Origin of the sequence: Rheinheimera pleomorphica, from assembly GCF_011634895.1 — a bacterium.
Classification (GTDB): domain Bacteria; phylum Pseudomonadota; class Gammaproteobacteria; order Enterobacterales; family Alteromonadaceae; genus Alishewanella; species Alishewanella pleomorphica.
In genome coordinates this window covers 220627-244148 of sequence record NZ_SIRR01000005.1, presented here as the reverse complement: position 1 = coordinate 244148, position 23522 = coordinate 220627, and the positions used below count along the sequence as shown (strand labels likewise).

Annotated in this window: 30 protein-coding genes; 15 read left to right on the top strand and 15 right to left on the bottom strand. The window is 49.7% G+C overall.

Annotation, left to right across the window (positions count from 1 at the left end; translation table 11 throughout):
* Positions 1-18: 18 nt before the first annotated feature.
* Complete coding sequence (gene kdsA, locus EYB30_RS06115; protein WP_166838026.1) at positions 19-867, top strand: 3-deoxy-8-phosphooctulonate synthase; 849 nt, start codon at positions 19-21, stop codon at positions 865-867.
* A 60-nt stretch (positions 868-927) separates the two neighbouring features.
* Here the strand turns inward: kdsA and EYB30_RS06110 are convergent, their stop codons facing one another.
* The 4 genes from EYB30_RS06110 to EYB30_RS06095 all read right to left on the bottom strand — a co-directional run bounded on the left by EYB30_RS06110 (position 928) and on the right by EYB30_RS06095 (position 4268).
* Complete coding sequence (locus tag EYB30_RS06110; protein WP_166838025.1) at positions 928-1266, bottom strand: DUF3718 domain-containing protein; 339 nt, start codon at positions 1264-1266, stop codon at positions 928-930.
* A gap of 146 nt (positions 1267-1412) precedes the next feature.
* Complete coding sequence (locus EYB30_RS06105; RefSeq protein WP_166838024.1) at positions 1413-2156, bottom strand: LytR/AlgR family response regulator transcription factor; 744 nt, start codon at positions 2154-2156, stop codon at positions 1413-1415.
* Positions 2140-3222: a sensor histidine kinase gene (locus EYB30_RS06100; protein WP_166838023.1), complete on the bottom strand. Its 1083-nt coding sequence runs from the start codon at positions 3220-3222 to the stop codon at positions 2140-2142. The genes EYB30_RS06105 and EYB30_RS06100 overlap by 17 nt, the downstream gene beginning before the upstream one ends.
* Positions 3219-4268, bottom strand: coding sequence for a sensor histidine kinase (locus EYB30_RS06095; RefSeq protein ID WP_166838022.1), 1050 nt, complete (start codon positions 4266-4268; stop codon positions 3219-3221). The genes EYB30_RS06100 and EYB30_RS06095 overlap by 4 nt, the downstream gene beginning before the upstream one ends.
* A gap of 175 nt (positions 4269-4443) precedes the next feature.
* Between EYB30_RS06095 and EYB30_RS06090 the strand changes: the two genes are divergently transcribed.
* Entirely contained in the window at positions 4444-5451 is a 1008-nt protein-coding gene (locus EYB30_RS06090; protein WP_241697976.1) for a M14 family zinc carboxypeptidase, read from the top strand.
* Positions 5442-6212 (top strand): alpha/beta fold hydrolase, encoded by a 771-nt coding sequence (locus EYB30_RS06085; RefSeq protein ID WP_166838021.1) that lies wholly within the window; start codon positions 5442-5444, stop codon positions 6210-6212. Before EYB30_RS06090 ends, EYB30_RS06085 begins: the two co-directional genes overlap by 10 nt.
* Here the strand turns inward: EYB30_RS06085 and EYB30_RS06080 are convergent.
* Together EYB30_RS06080 and EYB30_RS06075 are read right to left on the bottom strand one after the other, a co-directional pair.
* Entirely contained in the window at positions 6209-6421 is a 213-nt protein-coding gene (locus tag EYB30_RS06080; protein WP_166838020.1) for an RNA-binding S4 domain-containing protein, read from the bottom strand. The genes EYB30_RS06085 and EYB30_RS06080 overlap by 4 nt on opposite strands.
* An 8-nt stretch (positions 6422-6429) precedes the next feature.
* Entirely contained in the window at positions 6430-7137 is a 708-nt protein-coding gene (locus EYB30_RS06075; RefSeq protein WP_166838019.1) for a tRNA-uridine aminocarboxypropyltransferase, read from the bottom strand.
* A 155-nt stretch (positions 7138-7292) separates the two neighbouring features.
* Here EYB30_RS06075 and EYB30_RS06070 point away from each other — a divergent pair, with 155 nt between their 5' ends.
* Positions 7293-8144, top strand: coding sequence for a pseudouridine synthase (locus tag EYB30_RS06070; protein ID WP_241697975.1), 852 nt, complete (start codon positions 7293-7295; stop codon positions 8142-8144).
* A gap of 223 nt (positions 8145-8367) precedes the next feature.
* Positions 8368-10008, top strand: coding sequence for a methyl-accepting chemotaxis protein (locus EYB30_RS06065; RefSeq protein ID WP_166838017.1), 1641 nt, complete (start codon positions 8368-8370; stop codon positions 10006-10008).
* Here the strand turns inward: EYB30_RS06065 and EYB30_RS06060 are convergent.
* Together EYB30_RS06060 and aceK are read right to left on the bottom strand one after the other, a co-directional pair.
* Positions 9998-10450 (bottom strand): YaiI/YqxD family protein, encoded by a 453-nt coding sequence (locus EYB30_RS06060; RefSeq protein ID WP_166838016.1) that lies wholly within the window; start codon positions 10448-10450, stop codon positions 9998-10000. The genes EYB30_RS06065 and EYB30_RS06060 overlap by 11 nt on opposite strands.
* The gene (gene aceK / locus EYB30_RS06055; RefSeq protein WP_166838015.1) at positions 10447-12192 is read right to left on the bottom strand and encodes a bifunctional isocitrate dehydrogenase kinase/phosphatase; all 1746 of its coding nucleotides are present in this window, start codon (positions 12190-12192) and stop codon (positions 10447-10449) included. Before aceK ends, EYB30_RS06060 begins: the two co-directional genes overlap by 4 nt.
* A 194-nt stretch (positions 12193-12386) precedes the next feature.
* Here aceK and EYB30_RS06050 point away from each other — a divergent pair, with 194 nt between their 5' ends.
* Positions 12387-13475, top strand: coding sequence for a porin (locus tag EYB30_RS06050; protein ID WP_206674576.1), 1089 nt, complete (start codon positions 12387-12389; stop codon positions 13473-13475).
* Positions 13476-13483: 8 nt separating this feature from the next.
* Positions 13484-13894 (top strand): type 2 periplasmic-binding domain-containing protein, encoded by a 411-nt coding sequence (locus EYB30_RS06045; RefSeq protein ID WP_166838014.1) that lies wholly within the window; start codon positions 13484-13486, stop codon positions 13892-13894.
* A 30-nt stretch (positions 13895-13924) separates the two neighbouring features.
* Here the strand turns inward: EYB30_RS06045 and EYB30_RS06040 are convergent, their stop codons facing one another.
* Positions 13925-15331, bottom strand: a complete 1407-nt coding sequence (locus EYB30_RS06040; protein WP_166838013.1) for a YfcC family protein — start codon at positions 15329-15331, stop codon at positions 13925-13927.
* Between the two features lie 179 nt (positions 15332-15510).
* Here EYB30_RS06040 and EYB30_RS06035 point away from each other — a divergent pair, with 179 nt between their 5' ends.
* On the top strand, positions 15511-15696 hold the full coding sequence (locus tag EYB30_RS06035; protein WP_166838012.1) for a hypothetical protein: 186 nt from the start codon (positions 15511-15513) through the stop codon (positions 15694-15696).
* 3 nt (positions 15697-15699) lie between these two features.
* On the opposite strand, the gene yjjX is transcribed toward EYB30_RS06035, so the two are convergent.
* Positions 15700-16218, bottom strand: a complete 519-nt coding sequence (gene yjjX, locus EYB30_RS06030) for an inosine/xanthosine triphosphatase (protein WP_166838011.1) — start codon at positions 16216-16218, stop codon at positions 15700-15702.
* Between the two features lie 137 nt (positions 16219-16355).
* On the opposite strand from yjjX, the gene EYB30_RS06025 reads away from it, so the two are divergent.
* The gene (locus tag EYB30_RS06025; RefSeq protein WP_166838010.1) at positions 16356-17066 is read left to right on the top strand and encodes a DUF445 domain-containing protein; all 711 of its coding nucleotides are present in this window, start codon (positions 16356-16358) and stop codon (positions 17064-17066) included.
* Between the two features lie 40 nt (positions 17067-17106).
* On the opposite strand, the gene EYB30_RS06020 is transcribed toward EYB30_RS06025, so the two are convergent.
* The gene (locus EYB30_RS06020; RefSeq protein ID WP_166838009.1) at positions 17107-18297 is read right to left on the bottom strand and encodes a dipeptidase; all 1191 of its coding nucleotides are present in this window, start codon (positions 18295-18297) and stop codon (positions 17107-17109) included.
* Positions 18298-18503: 206 nt separating this feature from the next.
* Here EYB30_RS06020 and EYB30_RS06015 point away from each other — a divergent pair, with 206 nt between their 5' ends.
* Positions 18504-18701, top strand: coding sequence for a CsbD family protein (locus EYB30_RS06015; protein WP_166838008.1), 198 nt, complete (start codon positions 18504-18506; stop codon positions 18699-18701).
* A 125-nt stretch (positions 18702-18826) separates the two neighbouring features.
* Positions 18827-19210 carry a cytochrome b562 gene (locus EYB30_RS06010; RefSeq protein WP_206674575.1) on the top strand — a complete coding sequence of 128 codons (384 nt, stop codon included), beginning with the start codon at positions 18827-18829 and terminating at the stop codon, positions 19208-19210.
* Positions 19211-19267: 57 nt separating this feature from the next.
* On the opposite strand, the gene EYB30_RS06005 is transcribed toward EYB30_RS06010, so the two are convergent.
* Positions 19268-19969: a YebC/PmpR family DNA-binding transcriptional regulator gene (locus EYB30_RS06005; protein ID WP_166838007.1), complete on the bottom strand. Its 702-nt coding sequence runs from the start codon at positions 19967-19969 to the stop codon at positions 19268-19270.
* Between the two features lie 132 nt (positions 19970-20101).
* A complete protein-coding gene (locus tag EYB30_RS06000) occupies positions 20102-20689 on the bottom strand; it encodes an acyl carrier protein phosphodiesterase (RefSeq protein ID WP_166838006.1) in 588 nt (195 codons plus the stop codon).
* Between the two features lie 200 nt (positions 20690-20889).
* Between EYB30_RS06000 and EYB30_RS05995 the strand changes: the two genes are divergently transcribed.
* The 3 genes from EYB30_RS05995 to EYB30_RS05985 are packed head-to-tail and all read left to right on the top strand — an operon-like array spanning position 20890 to position 21961.
* Positions 20890-21123 (top strand): hypothetical protein, encoded by a 234-nt coding sequence (locus EYB30_RS05995; protein WP_166838005.1) that lies wholly within the window; start codon positions 20890-20892, stop codon positions 21121-21123.
* A 32-nt stretch (positions 21124-21155) separates the two neighbouring features.
* Positions 21156-21671, top strand: coding sequence for a hypothetical protein (locus EYB30_RS05990; RefSeq protein WP_166838004.1), 516 nt, complete (start codon positions 21156-21158; stop codon positions 21669-21671).
* Positions 21671-21961 carry a hypothetical protein gene (locus EYB30_RS05985; protein WP_166838003.1) on the top strand — a complete coding sequence of 97 codons (291 nt, stop codon included), beginning with the start codon at positions 21671-21673 and terminating at the stop codon, positions 21959-21961. Before EYB30_RS05990 ends, EYB30_RS05985 begins: the two co-directional genes overlap by 1 nt.
* A gap of 5 nt (positions 21962-21966) precedes the next feature.
* Here the strand turns inward: EYB30_RS05985 and EYB30_RS05980 are convergent, their stop codons facing one another.
* Positions 21967-22305, bottom strand: a complete 339-nt coding sequence (locus EYB30_RS05980; RefSeq protein ID WP_166838002.1) for an MGMT family protein — start codon at positions 22303-22305, stop codon at positions 21967-21969.
* A 32-nt stretch (positions 22306-22337) separates the two neighbouring features.
* The gene (locus EYB30_RS05975) at positions 22338-22751 is read right to left on the bottom strand and encodes a YccF domain-containing protein (protein WP_166838001.1); all 414 of its coding nucleotides are present in this window, start codon (positions 22749-22751) and stop codon (positions 22338-22340) included.
* A 160-nt stretch (positions 22752-22911) separates the two neighbouring features.
* On the opposite strand from EYB30_RS05975, the gene EYB30_RS05970 reads away from it, so the two are divergent.
* Positions 22912-23499: an HAD family hydrolase gene (locus EYB30_RS05970; RefSeq protein ID WP_166838000.1), complete on the top strand. Its 588-nt coding sequence runs from the start codon at positions 22912-22914 to the stop codon at positions 23497-23499.
* Positions 23500-23522 lie beyond the last annotated feature (23 nt).

Genomic DNA, 23522 nt, shown 5'->3' with positions numbered 1-23522 from the left:
TGTTTTTCTGGATTGAACATGAGCACTGACACCATTAATGTTGCCGGTATACCGGTCGCCAATCATTTACCCTTCGTGCTGTTTGGTGGCATGAATGTGCTGGAATCGCGTGATCTGGCCATGCGCATTGCTGAACACTATGTTGAGGTAACTACAAAGCTGGGTATTCCTTATGTGTTTAAAGCGTCCTTTGATAAAGCTAACCGCTCGTCAGTACACTCTTACCGTGGCCCGGGGCTGGACGAGGGCTTAAAAATCTTCGAAGAAATTAAGCGCACCTTCAATGTGCCGCTAATCACTGATGTTCATGAGCCTTATCAGGCTGCGCCGGTGGCCGAAGTGGTTGACGTGATCCAGCTGCCGGCTTTCCTGGCCCGCCAGACTGACTTAGTTGTCGCTATGGCCAAAACTGGTGCTGTTATTAATGTAAAAAAACCACAGTTTTTAGCGCCGCATGAAATGCGCCATATAATTACCAAGTTTAAAGAAGCCGGTAATGAGCAGGTATTATTGTGCGAACGCGGCAGCTGCTTTGGTTACAACAACCTGGTGGTTGACATGCTGGGCATGGATGAAATGAAGCAGTACGGTCCGGTGATCTTCGACGCCACCCACGCGCTGCAAAAACCTGGCGGGCGAGAAAGCTCTGCCGATGGTCGCCGCGCTCAGGCAGCGCAATTAGCCCGTTCTGGTATGGCGCTGGGGCTGGCGGGGTTGTTTATTGAAGCGCACCCGGACCCGAATCAGGCCAAATGCGATGGTCCTTGTGCGTTGCCGCTGGCCAAACTGGAGCCCTATTTGCAACAAATGAAAGCGGTAGATGACTTAGTCAAGCATTTTGCCGTATTGGATACCGCAGCCAACTGAAAAATATTACGGGACAAGCAGTGTCCTGCTGTCCCGTAACCTGTCCTAAGGTGCTGGCGGTTAATTTGCCGCCGCAGCGATATCCTGAATACTGACCCGGCCTTTGATGCGGTCTTCATAAGGTTGCAGCATGCGGGTGACTTTAACCGCCTGGTTAGCGCGGGCAAAGTCCATCAGTTGCTGACCATTACAAACAATTTTCTCTACCGCATCCTGCTTACGGATATGGTACGACTTTAACGTTTTATGCAAGCCTAAGCGGTCATCTGCCGCCGTTTCAGTACAAACTTGTACCAAGGCGTTGTACAGGTAGCTGTTTTTTTGATAATCGCCGGCAAAAGCCGGTACTGCCATACTGGCACTGGCCAGAGATACTGCGAATAAAAGTGCGGTTTTCATGATGCTGTCCTCTGTTACTGGAACTATGGCGTTTGCCATAACAGTATTCTGGCAGTCATGGCCTGCTGTTGCAGTCGCATTGGGTTAAGAGGTGGCGCCGTTGTTACTAAGTGATAAGGCGGCGCCAGATAGTGACTAACGGTGGCTTAATTTTGCGGCAAAGCGCTCAGTTGGTCGGCCCAGTTCAGCTTATAGCGGCGTGAAGCATTGACCTTTTTACCGTCAGTCAGGGTAAATTCATAATCGTTATTATGCGGTTGTAACTTATGGACATGATGCAGGTTAAGTAAAGTGGAGCGGTGTACCTGGACAAATTGTTTTGGCAGGCGCTGTAACAACTCTTTCATTGTTTCACGGATGATCAGGGTTTCATGCAAAGTATGAATACACATATAGTTGCCAGCAGCTTCAATCAGCATAATCTCAATGTCATCGAGCAATAAGGTTGAACCACCGGTTTTAAAGGTGAGTTTATTTACTGGCGGGGCAAGTGGCTGATCGGGTTGCTTATCCAGTGCGGTGCGGGCGTCCAGCAGCGTTTGCGCCAGACGTTGGCGCGATACCGGTTTGAGTAAATAGTCAAACGCAAAGTGTTCAAACGCCGGGAAGGCAAACTGCTCATAGGCCGTCACCAGAATAAACAACGGTTTGCTCATCGCAGAGCTTTTACCTGCTTGCTGCAGAATATCGATACCTTTAATGCCGGGCATCTGAATATCGAGAAACACGATGTCAATGTCGGCGGCCGTTTGTAAAAACTGCAGGGTGTCATCGCCATTGTCAAAACAATCCACTATTTGCAGATTTGGATAGACCGCCAGTTTGGCTTTCAGATTGCTAATTGCCAATGGCTCATCGTCAGCAATAACCACCTTAAGTGCGGCTGTCATGCAATACCTCCATTGCTATACGTAACTGGCTGTAAAAGCCGCTGGCGCTGTGGCTGAGCGTTAAGCCGGCGGCAGCGCCAAACAGCAGTTGCAGCCGTTCGGCCAGATTAATCAGATTAGCCGGTTGCCGGGGATCGGGCCAGCCAGCGTGCGCATCGGCACCTTGCTGTGCCAGCGTAATGATCAGATTGTCGGAGACCAGCGCAACACTGATCTGCAAACAAATATCACCAGCGTGTTCTGCTACGCTGTGTTGAATGGCATTTTCTGCCAGCGGCTGTAGCAGTAAGGGCGGAAATTGTAATGCGGGCAACTGCGCAGGCAATTGCCAGTTCAGCTGTAACCGCGAACCAAAGCGCACTTGCTGTATCGCCAGATAGGCGGCCAATGCATCTAGCTCGTGCTGCAACGGAATAAATTCGTCCTGTTGGTTTTTTAACGAATGGCGCAGGTAAGTAGATAAATGCTCAATCAGTTGCTCTGCTGCCGCGCCACTGCGCTGCACAATCAGCGAATTAAGCGCATTGAGGGTGTTAAACATAAAGTGCGGATTTAACTGATAGCGCAGTACTTTTAATCTGGCCTGACGGGCCTGCTTTGCCAGCTGTTGTTGTTGTAGCACACTGGCATAGTGTAACTGATTGGTTTTAATCAGCATAAATACAGCCAACCAGCCTGCCAGCGGCAACAGCACCAAGGAAAACGCCAGAAAGTACTTCAGCACTGAGCTGACATTCTGCAATGTATCAGAGGCATAGGTTAGCACCAGGTATTGCCGCAGCACCACCATCGCCAGCCACAGCGGCAGCAGCACCAACAGCAGCCGTTTAAGTTGCTGCAGTAGCGGACGTGGCTGCAGTAATTCATGTTGTCCGAGCAGGCCGGTTACCGTCAGATTAATCATTGTGACCAGACTGTAGATGGCTAAATACGGCCAGGCGGCTTCATCCTGCAGCGGCACCAAAATGACCAGATGCGTGTACTTCACCAGCAAATAACTTAGCCAGTACAGCAGATGCCAATACCAGAAACGGGCTAACCCTTGCTGCTGAGCTATGTTGCTCATGCGGTTTGCCATGGTAAACAGATATCAACTTTAAAACCATGCGGGCTGGCGCCGATGGCTAAACTGGCCTGCTCACCAAAGTGCTGACGCAGCCGGTTACGGATATTATCCAGCCCGACGCCGGCGCCGCCGCAGTTTGTCTGTAACTGTGAGCCAGGCCCATCGTCACTGACACACAAATGCAGGCTGTTGTGTTCGCGTACACCGCCGATGGTAATAGTGGCGCCTTGTTTGTTGGTGGCTACGGCATATTTGATGGCGTTTTCAACCAGTGGCTGCAACAGTAAAGCAGGAATACGCTGGTGTTTTAAGCTGTCATCAATTTGCCAGTCTACTTTTAATTTGTCACCAAAACGGGTTTTTTGCAGTTGCAGGTAGGCGTTAATGGCAGCCAGTTCATCGGCCAGTTGTACCAGGCTGTCGGGTGACTTGCTCAGGGAATAGCGCAAAAAGGTCGCCAGTTGTTCTGACATGGTTTCAGCGTCATCATAGCGTTGTGCCTCTAGCAGGGCACAGACAGAATTTAACGCATTAAAGGTAAAATGTGGATTAAGCTGATGGCTTAGCGCCTGTAGCTCCAACTGCTGGATTTTTTGACTCAGTTCACTGGTTTGTGCCAGCCGCTGCAGTTGTTTTTGGTGCAGTAATACCGTGAGATAGCAGGCGGTCCAGACAAAAAACGCCAGTACTGACGTATCCAGATTACCTATCAGCATACGAATATCGACAATCTCTTTGTCCCACAGCAGCAGCCAGAAAGCGTTTTCTGCCGGTATGTAAAGTGCTGCCAACAGGGCCACGCCGGGCAATAGTTGCCAGTTACTAAAGGTATGTTGTAACAACCGCTGATACGTCCAGATCACCAGTATGGCTGTCATTAGCATCGCAACCAGATCACTGGCCAGCATCATCGGCAGATAACGCCACTCATAAGGTTTGTCATGCAAAACAGCACCATGCCAGGAGCTAAGCAGGCCCAGCGAAAAAATGGCCAGCCAGTAATACAGATTAAAGCGTAATAACGATTGCAAGCTAACAAACGGCATATCTGACCCCAACGGCTTAACTGCATCTGAGTATAAGTGACAGCAGCGTTTTTGCTGCCATGGCAGGATAACCGGATGAAAATCCGGGGTAAATCTTCATAAAACTGCCATTTTCCGTCAAGCCGGATAGGCTAAGCTGTCATACCAGTGTCATTGAGCCTGGCCAGGAGAGGGTGTGCAGTTGCAGGATACATTGCCGGAGCTGGCACAGCTGGAGCAGCTGCTGATGACAGCCCCGGCTGAGCTAAAGGTGGAGGTACTGGCGCAAGTACCGCATATGGCGCAGCGGCTGCCGCTGTATGCGTTAACGCTGGGCAATACCGCAGCAGATAAACCTGCCGTTTTGCTGGTGGGCGGCGTGCATGGGCTGGAGCGCATTGGTACTCAGGTGGTGCTGGCCTATTTACAAACCCTATTGCAGCGTTTGCCCTGGGACTTGTGCCTGCAGCATACGCTTGAGCAGTGCTGTATTTATTTTATTCCGCTGCTAAACCCCGCTGGTATGGCCAATGGCTGGCGGGCCAATGGCAACAGCGTGGATCTGATGCGCAATGCACCGGTCGAGTGTCTTGAGGGGGCGGCCTGGCTGGTAGGCGGCCAGCGTATTAGCCGGGTGCTGCCCTGGCATCGTGGCCGCACGGATAAGCTGGAAATTGAAAGCCAGGCGTTGGTTAACTTTGTGACGCGTGAGCTGTTTAACCGGCCATTTTCCCAGGTACTGGATTGTCATTCCGGTTTTGGCCGCACTGATCGGATCTGGTTTCCCTATGCCAAAAGCCGGCGTCAGCCAATTGCACATCTGGCTGAAATGGCCCGGTTGCGGCAGTTGTTGTTTCAGGCTTACCCGCATCAGAATTATATTTTTGAACCGCAATCACAACACTATCTGTGTCATGGCGATCTTTGGGATTATCTGTACGATTTATCGCTTGAGCATCACACCACTATGCTGCCGTTAACACTAGAGATGGGATCCTGGAACTGGGTGCGCAAAAATCCGTTTCAGCTGTTATCCAGCCTCGGTATGTTTCATCCGGTAAAGCCGCACCGTGTCAAGCGGGTGCTGCGCAGCCATTTGATTTTAATTAACTTTTTAATTAATTCTACGATGTCATACCAGCGGTGGTTGCCGCTGGCGGATAAAGCAGAATTACATGCCGAGGCAGAGCAGCTATGGTATTAGCCAGCGCAGTACCGGTATTGTTGATCCGCGGCCTGACCCGTGAGCAACGGCACTGGGGGCAATTGCGGCCAATGCTGGCGCAACAGCTCGCTAACCCGGTACTGAGTTTTGACTTTGCCGGTACAGGCCAGCTGTGGCAGCAGCGCTCGCCGTGCAGTATCAGCGCTTTGCGTCAATCGATACGGGCACAATTACAGCAAAGCCCGCTGTTTTACGGCAAGGTACATTTAGTGGCATTATCACTGGGGGCTATGCTGGCGGCAGATTGGGCAACCCAATATCCTCGCGAAGTAGCATCACTCACTTTAATTAACAGCAGTGCCCGGCCGCTATCGCCGTTTTACCGCCGTTTACGCTGGCAGAATTATCTGCCGTTACTTGGCAGTATGCTGCTAACTGCTGCCCAGCGTGAGCAGCTTATTTTGCGGTTAACCAGTGCGGCAGCGTCGTCACACGCTGATATGCTGGCTAAGTGGCAGTTATGGCAACAACAATGTCCGGTCAGCACAGGCAATGCGCTGCGCCAGCTATGGGCCGCCAGCCGGTTTAGGGTAACGCCGGCACCGCGCTGTCCGGTGTTGATCTTAAGCAGTTTGGGCGACAAACTGGTTAGCCCGCAGTGTGCAACCGATCTAGCCAACCATTGGCAGGTACCGCATATTCAGCACCCCTGGGCTGGGCACGATTTGGCGCTGGATGATCCACTATGGTTGTGTCAGCAGCTGGCGGCGTTTCTCAGCCAGCAGCCGGGCGTGGATTAAGCCAATTGTATCTGCAGTTGCTCGCCATGACAGTCAATAACATCACCAGCGTTAATTTGCCGGCGTTTACGGGTTTCTACTTCGCCATTTACTTTTATCAAACCGGCATCTATCGCTGCTTTAGCTTCGCCACCACTGCCGAATAAGCCCTCAAACTTTAAAATTTTATACAGTTCAACCGCCGGTTTACTTAGTATTACGTTACGCATATCAGATCCTAGGCAGATGACTCTGCTGATTCAGTAAAGTTAAGGTGGGGTTTTCCAACGATATAAGCGCGGCGAAATACTGCAAAGTACTCGGCCAGGGCGTCTGCCGCGGCATTGTCGTTAGCGAGTTTCAGTACTTCAATCGCCACTTCAGCGGTGCACAGCTGATGTAAATGCGCGGCTTCGCGTAGCTGATAACGTGAGCTTTGCTCGGGTTGAATGCCCAGCACCGGCAGTGTTGCCAGATAGGGGCTTTTAAACATTTTTTTTGCCTCACGCCAGGTGCCGTCCAGCATAATAAACAGCGGCATTTTGCCATTTTGCACAGCAACCAGCTCAAGCGGGCTGTTAATACAGCGCTCAGCTTCGGCGTATTGCTGCGGAAACACTAGTATCGGCGCGTAGTCTGGGTTGGCCAGCAACGCCAACAGGGTGGCATCAGGTCGGGTTCTGTCCCAGACAAAGGCATGATTATCCGCAATTACATCAGCAATAATGCGGCCGGTGTTACTCGGCTTATAGCACTCGCCGGTGTACATAATAAAACAAAAAGCGCTGTGACTGCTGACACGGGGTTTGCTGGCGCAGATGCAGTCAGTGGCGGGCAATAAGCACTGCTCACAGCGTTTAACTTTACTGCCACGGGCGTTAAACACCCGGGTGGCTTTGGCCAGTTCTTGTATGCGTAAATTCAGCACCGAATTTGTATCTGACATGTCGCTGTGTAAAAGCCACTTTGTAGTTTTGGGCCGCTATTGTAGCCGCTTTTATGCTACACTGCGCGCAGATTTTTCTGCCGGGAAGTACCGTGTCGATAGCCCGCCAAGCCTCTGAAATTACTCTGCCTGCCGTTAATAACGGCTGGCATACAGTGTTACAGTTTCTTTGTAACCACTTTCCGTTTATTGATGAAGACACCTGGCGGACGCGCATTGCAACAGGCAAAGTGCACTGGTTTAATGGCGAGGCGATTACCGAACATACGCCCTTTTTACCCAGCAAGAGGCTGTGTTATTACCGTGAAGTCGCTGCTGAGCCGGTGATTCCTTTTGCACACCATATCCTGTATCAGGACCAGCATATTATCGTGGCCGATAAACCGCATTTTTTGCCGGTGACGCCAGGCGGTGAATACGTTAATGAGTGCTTACTGGCGCGGCTAAAACGCGACACCGGTATTGACGATATAGTGGCGGTGCACCGGCTGGATCGCGAAACGGCCGGGCTGGTGTTGTTTTCGCTTAATGCACAAAGCCGGGCAGATTATTATCAGTTATTTAGCTCTGGCGCTGTGCAAAAGCAGTATCAGGCCGTAGCCCGTTTAACAACAGAGGCACAGGCGGGCAGTTTGCCGCTAAGCTGGCATATTGCTAACCGCATAGAGAAGAGCCAGCCGCGTTTTATTAATGCCATAGTACCAGGGGCGGTAAATGCCGTCTCTGATATCGTATTATCACAGCGGCGTGATGGTGTTGGCTTATTTCAGCTGACGCCACATACGGGCAAAACCCATCAGTTGCGCTTACATATGCTGTCATTGGGCATGCCAATTCTGCATGACAAGTATTATCCGCAGCTACTGCCAAAACAGGCAATAGAGTTTAGTAAGCCATTGCAATTACTGGCCAAAACCCTGGCCTTTACCGATCCTGTCAGTGGCGAAGTACATCGTTTTACCAGCCGTTTTCAGCTTAGTGCCTGGTCTGCTCTGACAAAGGATTAAGCAAAGTCCAGTTGGCCACCTCAGGATGAAAAAAGCCCGCCTCGGTGTAGGCTTTGCTAATTCTGCCTTCGTTAAAGTTTAGCTAAGGTTTAGCACCGAATGTGCTTTTCATTCAACACCGTAAAATGAAAACTGTGGCGGCAACTGCAAAAATCTCAACTATGCTAACTACTGAGTATGTAAGTACAACCAACATTATTCCTATCTATGGACGAGAGCAGTTATGAGCAGCCTGAAAAATTTGTCTGTTAAATTACAAATCGCATTGCCCATTGTTTTGTTGTCAGTTTTGATTGCCATTGTTGGAATAAAAAGCCTGATCACCGTCAATGGCGTGATAGCACAAACTGATATTGCTATTACCAGCCTGACGCCCGCTACTACGGCAGTATTAAACGCAGATAGAGATTTGTATCAGGCTGAATTGGCGATGCGTGAATATGTATTGTTAAGCGCAGAAGGCCGGCCGGTTGCTGAGATGAAAAAAGACTTTGATGACAATGTGCAGCAGGCACTGCAGCGGATGCAAACAGCTGCCACCCTGGTGCGCCAACATGATGTCCGCACCATGGCTGATAGTGAATTTACTAAAGTGTTTAATAATTGGCAGAACTTGGCAAAACAAGCCATGCAATATGCGCAGCAGGGCAACACCCAACAAGCGCGTGTATTGATTGAGGGCAGCGAAAGCGCCGCTTTTTCAACCTTGCGTGATGAATATAACGGCTTAGGTGAGCGCATTGATGCGCGTGCTATTGCGCTGGGCGAGGAATTATCCGCTTATGTTAGTCAGCAAAAAACACTGACCATTTTATTAATGGTAATTGCGGTAGCCATTGCTATTGTCACTATAGTGTTTAGCCCAAATCTGATTGTAAAACCGCTCACACAATTAAAAAGCATGGTCAGTGAGCTGGCCAGTGTTGGTGGCGATCTTACCCGCCGGTTACCAGTGAGTGGCAGCAATGAAATTGGCGATGTTGCACAGAAAACCAATGACTTTATTTCCACATTACAAGTGATGATACGGGAGATCCAACAGCAACTGACCGAGCTGGAACAGGCTTCGGCCAATATTGCGGCAAAAACCGAACTGACCAGCAACAAAGCGGGCGAACAAACAACCCACATTGAGCAGGTGCTGACGGCGATACACCAAATGCAACATGCGGTACAGGAAATAGCCGGTAATGCGTCTTTAACCAGCGGTGCAACCGAAGAAGCCAACAGCGCCGCGGACAGCTCGGGTAAGGTTATCCGGCAATCTATGCAGCAAATCAGTGTGTTAGCACGGGATATCGAGCGGGTTGTAGAGGCTATCAGCAATTTAGAGGTAGAAAGCCGTAATATTGTCTCAGTGCTTGAAGTTATCGGTGGTATTGCCGAACAAACTAACCTGCTGGCGCTTAATGCGGCCATTGAAGCCGCACGGGCAGGTGATGCCGGTCGTGGCTTTGCCGTTGTTGCTGATGAGGTGCGTACGCTGGCATCCAGGACTCAGCAATCCACCAAAGATATTCATGACATGATTAGCAGATTGCAAAATGGTGTTAGTCAGGCCGTTTCTGCGATGAACAATGCCAAGAGTCAGGTGGCGCAAACCGAGCAACATGCGGAGTCAGCCAGCACTTATCTGGATAACATAGTGGCAGGCATAGCCAACATTAATGATATGGCGATGCAGATTGCAGCAGCGACAGAGCAACAGTCGACGGTCGCTGAACATGTTAATCAGACGGTAAATGGCATTAGTCAGAATGCGACTGAATTGTCTGATATTGCCCGGGAAACCGGTAACGACGGCAGCCGTGTTCGTAGCCTGGTGCAAATGGTTAACAGCCAGGTTGGACGCTTCAGGGTGTAGTATATCGTTGCAACAGCGTGTCTAACTGATTGGCAAAGGCCTGGCGATCACTCTGGTTCAGCGGTGGTGGGCCACCGGTATGCACACCGCTGCCGCGCAGGGTGTCCATAAAATCACGCATCGTCAGTTTCTGTTTAATGGTATCGTTACTGTACAGCTCTCCACGCGGGTTTAGTGCAAAGCCACCCTTGGCCAATACCTCAGCAGCCAGCGGGATATCGGCAGTAATGACTAAATCACCGGCCTGGCAGCGGCGTACTATCTCGTTGTCAGCTTCATCAAAGCCGCTGGAGACCGTAATGGCCGAGATAAACTTTGATGGTGGCACCCTTATCAGTTGATTAGCTACCAGTAGGGTGCTGATCTGTTTGCGCTCGGCCGCGCGGAAAATAATCTCTTTAATCACTACCGGGCAGGCATCGGCGTCAACGTATATTTTCATGGTTTAACAGTTTCATCCTGATAATGATGATAAAAACGGATTTCATCCGGGTACGGAAAGATATCTTCTACCACGCCATCGCGGATATTCTGCTGCTTTTGCCGCCAGTAAGCGGCATCGAGCAATTCAGGGTGCTTACTAAACAATAACTGGCGAATGTCTGGCTGGGGGGTGACAAAGGTAGCCATTTGCTCAGGGAACACATCGCCGGGCGCAGCACAAACCGTGCCTTCGGCAAACATGGCGTCTTCATAATTGTCGGTTTTTGGAAAGCTTCTGAAATTGACATCCAGCATATACTGCACTTCGTCGTAGTCGTAAAACACCACCCGCTTGTGCCGGGTTACACCAAAATTTTTCAGCAGCATATCGCCGGGAAAAATATTCGCTGCCAGCATTTGTTTAATGGCCTGGCCATAATCGTCCATAATATGGGCTTTTTCTTCATTTGAGGCATGCTCCAGATACAAATTCAGCGGAATCATGCGTCGCTCTATATACAGGTGCTTAATTACGACTAAATCATCTTCGAAGCTAAGCGAACCACCGATGGCCTGCTGCAGCTCTTCGAGCAACTCGGCCGAAAAACGGTTTTTCGGCAATGCCACATAAGAGTATTCCAGGGTGTCGGCCATCCGGCCAACCCGGTCATGTTTTTTCACCAATAAGTAGCGGGCTTTAACGGTGTCGCGGCCAAATTCTTTACTGGGAGCGAACTTATCGCGGATAACTTTAAACACATAAGGAAAAGAAGGCAGGGTAAATACCATCATCACCATGCCGCGGGTGCCGGGCGCGGCGACAAAGAGATCATTGCTTTTATCCAGATGGCTGAGCAATTCGCGGTAAAACTCGGTTTTACCTTGTTTATGCAAGCCAATACTGGCGTAAAGTTCTGCCAGGGTTTTATGCGGTAGCAGTTCGCGTAAAAAGTGCACCAACGAGGACGGCACCTGGGTCGCCACCATAAAATAGGCGCGGGAAAAGCCAAAAATTATCGTCATTTGTTTAGCATCGGTAACCAGAGTATCGATATACAAACCGGCGCCTTCGCGGTGTAACAACGGAATAATAAATGGCTGCTGACCATCTGGTGTGACGGCGCGACCAACAATATAGGCGGCCTTATTGCGGTAAAATACCGACTTTAAAATATCAAAACGAATTTGGTACACCGGATGGCGGCCATGGCTGGACTGCGCCATAAAACTTTTTACGATTAAGCGGATATCGCGGTCCAGGTTAATAAAAGGCGTAATAAAACCAAAGCCGGAGACAATGTTACGGATAGTTTGTTTTAAGCCGTCCTGCGCAGGAAAGTAGCTGTCGTACACCGAGGCAATAGGGGCCGGTAAATGTTGTTTGCTCAGGGTAGATTCAACAAAAATATTCTGGTTATGAAAGTATTTACGCTCAAACAACTGGCAAAATACCGAGTTGTAAAAGGTTTCTGCCAGCTCTGCTTGCGGGTGGAAAGCCAGAAACGCCATATAATGCTGCTTCACCTGCTGCCACAGCGCTTCGTTTAAACACTGGGTTGGCAGCTCTCTGGCCAGATGGGCAATGGCCTCGGTAACCCGTTGATCGTAAAAAGAAATACGGTCTGAACTATCTTGCTGAAAAGCACGCCAGTCGGCCAGTTCAAAACGTTGCTTGGCTTTGGCGGTAATTGCCTGAAATAAACCAAAGTGACGGCGAAAACCTTTTAAAATAATTTCAGCGATTTGTTGGGCTTGCGGCATAAGAACTATAGCTGTGTTTGCTGTAAGTCTATGCTAGCAGCTGCACCCTGGTGACAAAAGCCACTTTTACCGACTTTACTGCGAAATGGCGCAGAGTTTGATGATTTCTTGCTGTTTTCCGGCAAGGCCGGCTTTACTGAACTATGTTTAGCAAAAGGTGTCGCGACCTTTTGGCATCAGAACAAGGAGCTTGTATGAAAAGAATAATATTAAGCAATTTACCGGGCATGATGTTGTTACTACCGCTGACAGTCAGTGCCGACGTCAATATCTCAGGCTTTGCCACCGTTGCCGGTGGCCGGGTCATGAGCGGCGACGGTGTCGAAGCGTTTGGCTTACCGCCGACGTTTTTGGCCAATTACCCGCAGGTAGGGGTATATGAAGAAGAATGGTCATTTAAGCCGGATAGCCGTATAGGTTTGCAGGTGTCAGCCGACTTATCGGAAGGCTTGTCGGTAACCGGCCAGATCGTGGCACGCGGCGCAGATGATTTTGATGCCCGTTTTGAATGGGCGTATGTGTCATATCAGCTGAACGACACCTGGACCTTGCAAGCCGGTAAGAAGCGTTTGCCACTTTACTACTATTCAGACTTTTTTGATGTTGGCTATGCCTACCTGTGGTTGCGGCCGCCGGCCGACAACTACACCTGGCAGATCTTTAATTACACCGGCATTAATGCACTGTTTAATACCCAGCTAGGCAGTTGGGATGTCAGTGGTAATTTGTATACCGGACGTGAAGATGACAAGGAAAACAAACTGTTGTCGCAGTTCTTTGGCACTAATCCGGTACGTGAAATCTGGAAAGATATTGTCGGCGGGGTAGTCAGTTTTAACCGGGACTGGCTGGATATCCGCCTGACATACATGACCTACGTTAATGAGCGCTATCAAACGGTAAATGGTATCACCGAGCGGGTAGAATGGGATGGTGAGTTTGAACGACGTGGCAAGTTTGCCGGTATCTCTGTCAATATTGACTACAACAATCTGGTACTACTGTCAGAGTTAAACCAGCTAGATCTGGACGGCAGTAAGTTTGATACCTATATGGTGTCGCTGGGCTACCGCCTAAACAATGTCACGCCTTATATCTCCTATGCCGATTTTGATAGTGACGGTGAGGTACACAACACCACCAGCATCGGTTTTCGCTACGACTTTCACAGCTCTGCAGCGTTTAAACTGCAGTATGATGATGTGGAAGACAATGGTTACGACGGTTTGATGGTAGCAGGTGATAGTAAATCCATCACCTTTGGCGTAGATCTGGTGTTTTAGGAGGCAGGATGAAAACCTTACTTATTGCGGGCAGTTTATTGCTGTCTTTTACTGCTGAAGCGGCGATTGCCATTGTTGTACATCCGTCGAATCAAACCAGTTTGACGCAGGAAGATCTGGCGCGGTTGTATACCGGCAAACTGAGCGCTTTCTCAGATGGCTCCTCTGCGGTGCCGGTAAACCTGGAGAACACTGTGCCACTGCGCTCAGAGTTCGATCAGAAGGCGCTTGGTCGCTCATCGAGCCAGGTTAAGGCGTTTTGGTCCAAGCTGGTGTTTACCGGTAAAGGCACGCCACCCAAAGAGGTGGCATCTGATAATGAGGTGTTGGCGCTGGTTGCTAATAATCCGAATATTATCGGATATGTCAGTGCCAATGCCGTATCCGATAACGTCAAGGTGTTGCTGACGTTGGAGTAACAGTAACAGGCCGGCTAAGCCGGCCTGTTATCAGGATACCACCGGCTGTATGTCCAGGCCGTAGCCAAACATTACCGCCAGTACCAGTACTAAGGATGAGGCCAGCATCAGTTTAACCATCAGCGGCAGACAAAAGCGGAACCAGTGGCCGTAAGGAATACCGGCGATACCAATAATGCCCATCAGTACGGCATTGGTTGGTACTATCATATTAGAGAAACCATCACCAAACTGATAGGCCAGCACCGCAACCTGACGCGGGATCTGCAGTAAATCGCTCAGCGGCACCATTAGCGGCATAGTAACATACGCCTGGCCACTGCCTGAGGGCACAAAGAAGTTCAGCAAGGTCTGAATTAATAACATGCCGACCGCCGCGGCTTCAGCGCCCACATAAGATAATGGCATAGACAAGCCATGCACCAGGCTGTGTAAGATCTGGCCGTCTTCCATCACCAGTGAAATGCCGCGCGCCACACCTATCAGCATTGCTGTGGTGGTTAGCTCCATGGCACCGTCAATAAATTTCTGTGCTGCGGTATCGGCCTTGACCCGGCCAACCACCGCCGCAAACAAGCCCCAGCCGATAAAGCAGGCGCTTAACTCATATAAGTACCAGCCATGTATTTTTATACCATAAGCGACCAGCGCTATAGTGCCGACAAAACTGGCCAGGATCACTTTATGGTTTAAGGCCAGCGGGGGATAGTTCACCTGTGCTTCGGTACCCAGTGGGCAGGGTAAATCGGCCACCATAGAGTTAGCCGGGTTAGCCAATACTTTTTTGGCGTAGCTCCAGACATGATGAAAACCAATCAGCACAAAGGGGACAAAGATAGCAAACCGCAGCCAGTTACCTGACATAGGCGGCAAATCAGCTATTTGCTGGGCAATCAGCACGGTAAAAGGGTTAAACGCCGATACACCATAACCTATACCATAGCCGGCTACTGTCATGCCGACAGCGGTCATCGCATCCAGCCGCATGGCTTTGCACAAGGCCACTAAAATTAACACAAAGGGAATATACTCACCGGCAGTACCGATAAAGCTTGATGCCATGGCAAAACAAAACACCACCATAAAGATCAGCATCTGCGGCTTTTCGCCGTATTTTTCCAGTAAACGGCCAATTAAGGCATCGACAGTGCCGGTAGCACGGGCAATAGATAATACACCGCCTAAAATCATCACAAAGAAAATAACATCCTGCGCACTGGCAAAAGCCCGTGGTATAGCGGTAAGTAGTTGCCAGGGGCTTAAATACTGGCGTTCTTCCACCAGCGCAAAGGTCCCGGGCACCACAGCAGAACGGCCATTGGCCAGGGTTTGGGTTTCAAAAAAGCCTTGCGGCACTATCCAGGTGGCGACCATCGCCAGTAGCATCATACTGAATAACAAAGTCAGGGTGTGTGGCACCCGCATCCATTTAACCATAACCGAACGGCCCTGTAGTGTTGTGTCAGCGCACTGCGGCGCTGTTAGTAATTTGGCGCGACAGTCTACCGCAGGCCGTCTGACAGGACAAATAGTTACGTATTGTTCAGCCAGGGCTCAGGCTCTGTTTAATACAGTTAGCGGGTGCTATCAACTTATTGTCTTTACAGGAGTCTGTTATGAGTGCCGTTAAACAACACCATAGTCAGCAACAACCGTTTTATTTTGCGCAGCAGAAAACCGTGGATTTAAGCCAGCAGGAGCGTCAGGCACTAAGCCTGGTATGGACTGACAACAGTGCAGATAAGGCACAGCCGCGGCGTGAAGCTGACACCGCGCATTGTGCTGTGCTGGGGTATAACTAAGCGTTATTGGTTAAATAGCTGTGGTTGCATATAGGGGATCATCGCCAGAATAATGGCTTGCTGATACACCCCGGAGCGGGTCAGCAAGTGATTCGTCAGCATAGCAATAGCGCCGCCTTGCTGCTTGATATTACGCTGCGCAAACATAAGGTCCATCACATCGCCGAGCTCTTCACCCTGCTGTATCGCCAGCAGGGCGGCGGGCGGCAAAGGTAAACTGGCGGAGCGGGTTTTACTGATACGACCCTGATGTGAAATGGCAATCCAGGCAAAGCTACAATCACCGTCCAGGCCGGCTTCCAGCGCAACATAATAGTCGGCACCCGGCACCGCTGTTGTAATAGCCTGTAGCCGGTTCAGTGCACCTTGCAAGGTTTCCTCACTACTCATTGGCTGAGCCGCAACACCTGAAGCGGTGCTCTGGCCGCGACACGCTAATGTTTGGCCGGCAAATATCTGACTGAAAGCCAGTTGTACGGCACTAATTTTAGCCGGGTTGGCCGACGCGACGACAATGTTCATTTTGCTCTCCCGTGTTACTCGCTGGCGCTAGCATAGCAGTTAAACTGCCACCACCTGAAGCCTGCTCTTGCCGATCTGCATCGGGCTGATTAGAATCGGCGCTCACAACTACAGCGTTAATGCAATTTGAGGTGGGCATGAATAAAAATATGATTACCAATGGCTTAGCAGCACTGGTTACGCTTGCAGCCTGGTATTGGCAGCAACCGCTGTTGCTCAGTGTCGGCTTGTTTGCCCTGTCGGGAGCGTTAACCAATGCCCTGGCAGTGCATATGCTATTTGAAAAGGTGCCGCTGTTATATGGCTCAGGTGTGATCCCGGCGCGGTTTGAACAGTTCAAAAGCGGCATTTACCAGTTGGTGATGACACAGTTTTTCAGCAGCACTAACATTGACCGTTTTTTAGCGGATAAGCAGCAAAGCCATAGCCCGACCTTTGATTTTGAACCGGTCATTAATAACGCCGATTTATCACCGGCCTTTGACTCCTTGTTAAAAGTGGTCGAACAATCCTCCTTTGGTGGCATGCTTAGCATGTTTGGTGGCAGCGCGGCACTGTTGCCATTAAAAGAGCCATTTATTGGCAAGCTAAAGCTGGCGCTGGTGGAGGTTTCGCAGTCGGATGAGTTTAATCAGCTGGTGCTGGCGCAGCTGGACAAACCGGAGCAACTGGAAGGTATTCGCAGCCAGGTGGATACCATAGTGCAGCAGCGTTTGAACGAGCTAACGCCGGCCCTGGTCAAAGACATTATTCAGCAAATGATTAAACAGCATTTGGGCTGGCTGGTGGTGTGGGGTGGTGTTTTTGGCGGCCTGATTGGCTTGGTTGCAGCCTTGATACCCTTATAAAATATGCAGCGCGGCAATAGCCGCGCTGATGCGGGCAAACTTAACCCTGTTTAGCGGCGTATGCTTCAACCTCCCGCCAAACCCGCAGCAAGTTGCCGGAGAGTATCTTGTCGATATCCGCTTCGCTATAACCCCGCTTTAGCAAACCGTCAATCAGATTAGGGTAGCTGGCGACATCTTTTAAACCAATCGGCAAAGAGTCGCCCACGCCATCGTAATCTGAACCTATACCAACGTAATCAATACCCACCAGTTTTACCACATGATCAATGTGATCCAGCACCGTATCTAAGGTCGCAAACGGATAAGGATGCTTTTTGCGAAACGCCAGTTCAAAGGCGTCATCATCAGGGACGCCGGCATGTTTTGCTGCCGCTTTACGTAAAGCGCCATATTGGTTTGCCATTTGCGTAACGAAAGAAGAACCGAAGTTTATTTGCACCACGCCGCCATTTTTTGCCAGCGCCTTGAGCATATCGTCATCCATATTGCGTTCAAAGCCTGGTGTGTAGCTGCGCAGTGATGAATGTGATGCAATCACCGGTACCTTGCTCAGCGCTACCGTCTGATAAAACGCTTCGTCAGAGACGTGCGAGATATCAATCATCATGCCGATATTGTTCATCGCGACCACTAACGCTTTACCAAAGGGGCTTAAGCCGTTCCAGCGCCGGCGTAAATCGTAGCTGGAGTCAGCGATATGGTTACTTTCAGAGTGCGACAACGTAATGTAGCGGATACCGCGCTGATAAAAGTGCTGCAGATTGTCTAACTTGCCTTCTATAGGCGTGCCGTTCTCCATGCCAAGCGCCAGTGATACCTTGCCACTGCCAAACTGATTTTGTACATCTTCAGTGCTGTATGCCATGGCAAATTTATCCGGTGCCCGGCCAACCAACGCTTCCATGCTGTCAATCAGTTGGTTCGCCAATTGATAGCCACCACCGGTGCGCTCATACGACGCCGGTATATAAATTGACATAAAGGGCGCATTCAAACCGCCAGCCTGCGCCCGCGGGTAATCAAATTCGCCACGTTGGGTGGCGACAGTAACATCTTCCCAGTCTTTATGCAGTCGGTAGGGCACGTCGATGTGGGTATCAATAATAATGCTTTGCTGTGCAATTTGCTGTGCGCTGCGTTGTGTTGGCAGACTATCGGTCGGCGCGGCGCAGGCTGTCAGCAGGGCAGCACTGCATAAAAAGGCCAATGGCCGGAGTTTTAGCAACATTTTTAGCTCCTATCAGGAGAAAGTGTGCTGCTATCTGAACAGGTTTTTCGGGGCAGAACAAGCGCTGTCAGACCAGTTGGTAAATTTTAGCGACAACACCAAACAGCAACTAAACTTAGCCCGATAAGCTGTTGCTTATCAGGTGCCGGGCTGTATCAGGCAGGCAGCGCCGGTTTAGCGTTACTTGTAACTATAGGAGTAATCGCATGAGCTACAAATATTACGAAGGCAACTGGGGCGAGATGCGCGCCAGGGCTAAACTGCAGTGGGATAAAATCAGTTACGACGAGCTGGAGCAAACCCGGGGCAATTTTGATGAGCTGGCCGACATTATCCAGGAGCGTTATGGCCTGGACCGGGAAGATGCTATGACGCAGGTAGAGGACTTTTTCAGCCGCTACTAAGCATATTATTGTATTATTTTGCCGGCCGGGCAGCGTATTGCTGCCTGTCCGGCTATTTTCGTTTACACTGCCCACCTGTTTTCTGTCGGCCTGTTCTCTGTCCACCTGTTCTCAGCGGAGTTGTTATGATGCGTAATTTTTGCTTCAGTCTGTGTTTGTTCTGTACCTTCGCCGCCAGTGCGGCGGTAGACTTGGAACAAACAATGAAGAATATGGGCTTTCAATTTAAGCAAGCGATAACAGCCACAGACAGCCATGCCTTATTGCCGGTATTAGACGAGTTAATTGTTCAAACCACGCACGCCAGGCAGGCACAGTTTACTGAAGATAAAGCACAGCAGTTTCGGCACGGCCTGGCGCAGGTGCTGACTGAACTGGAAGCCGCTAAAGCAGCAGCGCAGCGTGATGATCTTGCCACAGCCCAGCAGCACTTGCGGCAGGTTGAGGCGTTGCGTAAGCAATATCATAAGCAGCGCAAGGTCAGTATCTGGCAATTATTGTTTGGCTAAGCAGCAATAAAAAAGCCATCCGGCGGATGGCTTAACAGCAGCGGACGAAAAAGCAGTTTAACCGGCCAAGCCAACGTAAACGTTTTGTACGTCATCATCTGCATCGATAGCATCTAAAAAGGCTTCAACTTCAGCGCGTTGTGCGTCATCCAGCGTCACCGGGTTGTTCGCGCGATACACCAGTTTGGCACTTAGTACTTTATAGCCAAATTCCGGTAAGGCTTTGGCAACAGCGTCCAAGTCGGTGGCTTCGGTTAAAAACACCACTTCGTTCTCATCGCCCTGCTCAAAGTCCTGCGCGCCGGCTTCTATTGCCGCCAGCTCCATATCGGCATCGGCCGTTTCAGGCTCAGCTTCAATCTGGCCTAAGTGTTTAAAATCCCAGGATACGGCACCTGATGTGGCCAGCTGGCCTTTTCGAAACAACTGCCTGATACTCATAGCGCTGCGGTTTTTGTTATCGGTTAAACACTCTACAATCACCGGTACCTGATGTGGCGCAAAGCCTTCATACACTACGGTTTCATAGTTAGCCGGGCCATCAAGTAAACCGGCGCCTTTTTTAATTGCCCGTTCCAGAGTATCTTTGGGCATCGACGCTTTTTTGGCCGCCTCTATAGCAGAGCGTAATTTAGCGTTCATATCCGGATCGGCGCCATTGCGCGCGGCAACGGCAATTTCTTTTGCCAGCTTGGTAAAAATACGGCCTTTAGCATTGGCCGCATCCATTTTGTGTTTGGCTTTCCATTGTGCGCCCATGATTGCGCTCCTGTATTTTTAGCTATCAAAACGAACAGGGCGCTAGTCTAGCCAATAGCAGGCTTTTAACGCAACAAAAGGTCAGATAAATCTGCGCTGATACCTCTAATGGCCGGCTTTGTTATCACTTATCTATGCATGTTCAAGCGCCAGCTGGGCAACATGTTGCTGTAATTGTGGATAAAACAGCAAAAAGGTGTGTTCCAGGCTGACATAATTGGGCGCTATGTCGGTCAGCACTCCGCTAAACTGATTGCTAAAGCGGATACGTTTGGCAATACGCTCCAGTGCTATTGCTACGGTGGGCAAATGCTGGTAACTGCCGAACCAATCATCTGAGCGGACACTTTGCATCGTGCGTTGCATCGCCAGGGGCATTAAAGGTTCAGCGTCTGCCAACTGGCGGTACAGCTGATGTTTGTACTGGGTAAAAGGTTGCGGGTAAAACTGTTGCCAGTGCCGGATTAAGAAATGATCAAATAACACGTCCAGCGCTATACCAGCAAAACGCCGGCGCTGTGCAGAAAATAGCAACCGGGATTGACGTACCAGCGGGTGCTGGTCGGTAAACCTGTCTACAGCACGATGATTGGCAAGCCCCGCCAGTATGGTGGCAGGCAGGCTATTTAGCGGAACACCTTTGCAGAAGTCGCCTAACAAGTTGCCGACTAAAGAATGATGATTAGGCTGTGCTAAAGCGAGGTGAGCAAGATAATTCATCTGGCGATTTTTACCTGATTTATGCTAAATATCATATTTTTGTCAACTTATCTGCCGCCGGTATGCTGGCATTGTACCTAACATAATTCTAGTATGGGCTATCAGTAACTCAGCATAGATAGAGGTAAATGATGTCAATTAACAACATAAGTAATAACAATAGCGCCCAGTTGCAAGTATATGCGCAGGAAAAAAGTGCTGTGGCTACCAACACTGCGCAACGCGAAACCAATAATGCTCAGGTTAACCGTGCAGACTCTGTACAAATAAGCGAACGCGCCAGAGCGCTGTTAGAAAAAGAAACGGTTGTAACCACGCAGGGCAACGGCGGCGGCATAATTCCTCCTGGTAATGCACCTGCAAGCTCAACTGGTAAAGATAGCGGTATCAGCACCTTAGGCAATGGTGGCGGTATAATTCCGCCTGGTAACTAAATTTACTATTTACGCATAGGAATATCAGAGATATGGAATGGGATTGGCTGGAGTTAGTTTTATTCAGTTTGGATAAGTATTTGTTTATTGCTTATTTTTTGCTACTAATTGTAGCCATTCGAATTGAAAATAAAGTGTCCTCTGTTCTGATTACATTTACCGTTGTTGCGGTAACTAACGGTGTAATGACGTCTTTGGTTCCTGTGCTCTACCAGATTGCCGCAAAAGAAGGTATTGCCTATAAATTTGTCTGGTATGGTACTTTTTGTTTGATCGATGTATTAGCAATATATTTATTGTTTAAGTTTCATAATATGCTCAAACAAAGTGTTAGTGCTGTAGCGGAGTTGGCTGGCGTTGCCTTTTTACTGCTAGCCACCTTACAAAGCCTGTTTTTTGTAGAACAATACCTGTTTTTGACTGATTACACCCGTGGGTTATATCAGTATGGAATACCGCTGATAAATACCATTTTGATGCCTTTGTTAGTACTGGTATGGGCGATGCAAAACGTTACGTTCAGACAGAAATTTCATGGAGTCAGTTGATGGTCTTTTTATTTGTCAGCTTTATGGTTTTACTCAACGCATTAGCCTTGCTGATGTTTAAGCGGTTGCATTTTTTGCGCTCTATCAGCCAGATCCAGGCTGAGGTTGAGCTTGAAATGCATAGCAGGGCCCATCAATTGTTGGTCAGGCGCGATCAGTTAGAAGTTGGGCTGGTAAAAGATGCCGCCGCCACCGCGGATGAGCAATGGAAGGGCGATTTAGCCGAATATATGGAAGAATTTGAACAGGAAGCGCTGCAGCGGGCAAAGCAGCGTTTAACCCGGGTATAACCAGATCAATATTGCAGCTTAAACAACAGCTCACTCAAATCAGGTTGCCACAGATGCTGTTGTTGCACCCGGTAGTTTTTCAGCAATACGCCCTCAGCCAATAACAATTGACGTTGCCGCTCTGCACTTTCTGAACCTGGCGCAAACGCCAGGCTTCTGTCGCTGCGCAGTACCCTGAACCAGGGCACGGCCAGATGTTCCGGCGCATAGCCCAGGGCTTTACCCACCAAACGCGCCCTGCCGGGCAAGCCAGCCAGATCGGCTATCTGGCCATAGCTGGCAACCTTGCCTGGCGGAATTTGTAGAACGGTCTGCCAGATCCGTTGATAGTTGTTCTGCTGCATGGGCTCGTGCCTTCAACCGTAAGTTACAGGGCTTAAATAGCATGACGCGTTACCACCGTTTTGCCAATAGGCGCCAGGGTTAGCATCGCCAGTTTCAGGTGCTGAATACCAAACGGAATACCGATAATACTGACAAAACACACTATGGCATGGCCAAGGTGGCCCAGCGCCAGCCAGATACCAAAACACAGAAACCAGATAATATTACCCAGGGTGCCCAAAGTGCCGGTGCCAAGATCATCAATGCGGTTAATATAACGGCGGTTTACCGCATCCTGGCCAAATGGCCAGAATGCCATCTCGCCAATGACAAAGCAGCTGCGGCCAAACGGGATGCCGATAATGCTGATAAAACACAGCAGGCCGGCCAGCCACCACAGCAGGCCCATGATAAAACCACCCAGTACAAACCAGAGTATATTAAAAAGTAAACGCAGTATGCTCATTATGACTATCTCGCTGTTATCAGATGAGTCTCAGTAAGCAGCTGCTATGCCAGTTTTATTTTGTTTAAAAACAATTATTTATAATTTTAGCTTGTTGCCTGTGCACATTTTTTAACTAATAAGTGGTAAATTCAGCCAGTTTTAAGCGGGAGTAGATAAGTTGCAGTTAGCGCATATTAAAGCAGTGGTATTTGATTTAGACGGCACCCTGGTCGACTCTAGGCTAAACTTTGCCGCCATCTGTGATGACATTGGCTGGCCGCGCGGCACGCCCTTGTTAGAGCAATTAGCCCAGCTAACCGACGTTGCGGAGCATGACAGAGCACTGCAGATTATTCGCCAACATGAATTGCAAGGCGCGCGTGAAGCGTGCTGGATGCCGGGGGCAGAATGTTGTTTGCAGCAACTGCAGCGCGTCGGTCTGCCACTGGCACTGTTAACCCGCAATATGCGTGAGGCAACGGTTCTGACTATTGAGCGGCTGGGTATTCCAATAAGCCGTGTGTTAACGCGTGAAGACTGCGCGGCTAAGCCAGATCCGGCAGGCCTTTTACTTTTCTCGTCGCAATTGCAAATTCCGCCGCAGCAGATGATTTATGTCGGAGACTATATTTTTGATCTGCAAACGGCCAGCAACGCCGGGATGACATCGTGTTTGTATCTGAACAGCAATAATCAACACTTTGCAGCGCAGGCAGATTGGTGTTTTAGCCATTTTGACCAGCTAGCGCAAGCACTGACGGGATGAAACGCCAGCAGTATTTTGCAAAG

Coding starts and splice junctions, on each gene's coding strand:
- kdsA (WP_166838026.1), top strand. CDS start 19: ATGAGCACTGACACCATTAATGTTGCCGGTATACCGGTCGCCAATCAT.
- EYB30_RS06110 (WP_166838025.1), bottom strand. CDS start 1,266: ATGAAAACCGCACTTTTATTCGCAGTATCTCTGGCCAGTGCCAGTATG.
- EYB30_RS06105 (WP_166838024.1), bottom strand. CDS start 2,156: ATGACAGCCGCACTTAAGGTGGTTATTGCTGACGATGAGCCATTGGCA.
- EYB30_RS06100 (WP_166838023.1), bottom strand. CDS start 3,222: ATGAGCAACATAGCTCAGCAGCAAGGGTTAGCCCGTTTCTGGTATTGG.
- EYB30_RS06095 (WP_166838022.1), bottom strand. CDS start 4,268: ATGCCGTTTGTTAGCTTGCAATCGTTATTACGCTTTAATCTGTATTAC.
- EYB30_RS06085 (WP_166838021.1), top strand. CDS start 5,442: ATGGTATTAGCCAGCGCAGTACCGGTATTGTTGATCCGCGGCCTGACC.
- EYB30_RS06080 (WP_166838020.1), bottom strand. CDS start 6,421: ATGCGTAACGTAATACTAAGTAAACCGGCGGTTGAACTGTATAAAATT.
- EYB30_RS06075 (WP_166838019.1), bottom strand. CDS start 7,137: ATGTCAGATACAAATTCGGTGCTGAATTTACGCATACAAGAACTGGCC.
- EYB30_RS06065 (WP_166838017.1), top strand. CDS start 8,368: ATGAGCAGCCTGAAAAATTTGTCTGTTAAATTACAAATCGCATTGCCC.
- EYB30_RS06060 (WP_166838016.1), bottom strand. CDS start 10,450: ATGAAAATATACGTTGACGCCGATGCCTGCCCGGTAGTGATTAAAGAG.
- aceK (WP_166838015.1), bottom strand. CDS start 12,192: ATGCCGCAAGCCCAACAAATCGCTGAAATTATTTTAAAAGGTTTTCGC.
- EYB30_RS06050 (WP_206674576.1), top strand. CDS start 12,387: ATGAAAAGAATAATATTAAGCAATTTACCGGGCATGATGTTGTTACTA.
- EYB30_RS06045 (WP_166838014.1), top strand. CDS start 13,484: ATGAAAACCTTACTTATTGCGGGCAGTTTATTGCTGTCTTTTACTGCT.
- EYB30_RS06040 (WP_166838013.1), bottom strand. CDS start 15,331: ATGGTTAAATGGATGCGGGTGCCACACACCCTGACTTTGTTATTCAGT.
- EYB30_RS06035 (WP_166838012.1), top strand. CDS start 15,511: ATGAGTGCCGTTAAACAACACCATAGTCAGCAACAACCGTTTTATTTT.
- yjjX (WP_166838011.1), bottom strand. CDS start 16,218: ATGAACATTGTCGTCGCGTCGGCCAACCCGGCTAAAATTAGTGCCGTA.
- EYB30_RS06025 (WP_166838010.1), top strand. CDS start 16,356: ATGAATAAAAATATGATTACCAATGGCTTAGCAGCACTGGTTACGCTT.
- EYB30_RS06020 (WP_166838009.1), bottom strand. CDS start 18,297: ATGTTGCTAAAACTCCGGCCATTGGCCTTTTTATGCAGTGCTGCCCTG.
- EYB30_RS06015 (WP_166838008.1), top strand. CDS start 18,504: ATGAGCTACAAATATTACGAAGGCAACTGGGGCGAGATGCGCGCCAGG.
- EYB30_RS06010 (WP_206674575.1), top strand. CDS start 18,827: ATGATGCGTAATTTTTGCTTCAGTCTGTGTTTGTTCTGTACCTTCGCC.
- EYB30_RS06005 (WP_166838007.1), bottom strand. CDS start 19,969: ATGGGCGCACAATGGAAAGCCAAACACAAAATGGATGCGGCCAATGCT.
- EYB30_RS06000 (WP_166838006.1), bottom strand. CDS start 20,689: ATGAATTATCTTGCTCACCTCGCTTTAGCACAGCCTAATCATCATTCT.
- EYB30_RS05990 (WP_166838004.1), top strand. CDS start 21,156: ATGGAATGGGATTGGCTGGAGTTAGTTTTATTCAGTTTGGATAAGTAT.
- EYB30_RS05985 (WP_166838003.1), top strand. CDS start 21,671: ATGGTCTTTTTATTTGTCAGCTTTATGGTTTTACTCAACGCATTAGCC.
- EYB30_RS05980 (WP_166838002.1), bottom strand. CDS start 22,305: ATGCAGCAGAACAACTATCAACGGATCTGGCAGACCGTTCTACAAATT.
- EYB30_RS05975 (WP_166838001.1), bottom strand. CDS start 22,751: ATGAGCATACTGCGTTTACTTTTTAATATACTCTGGTTTGTACTGGGT.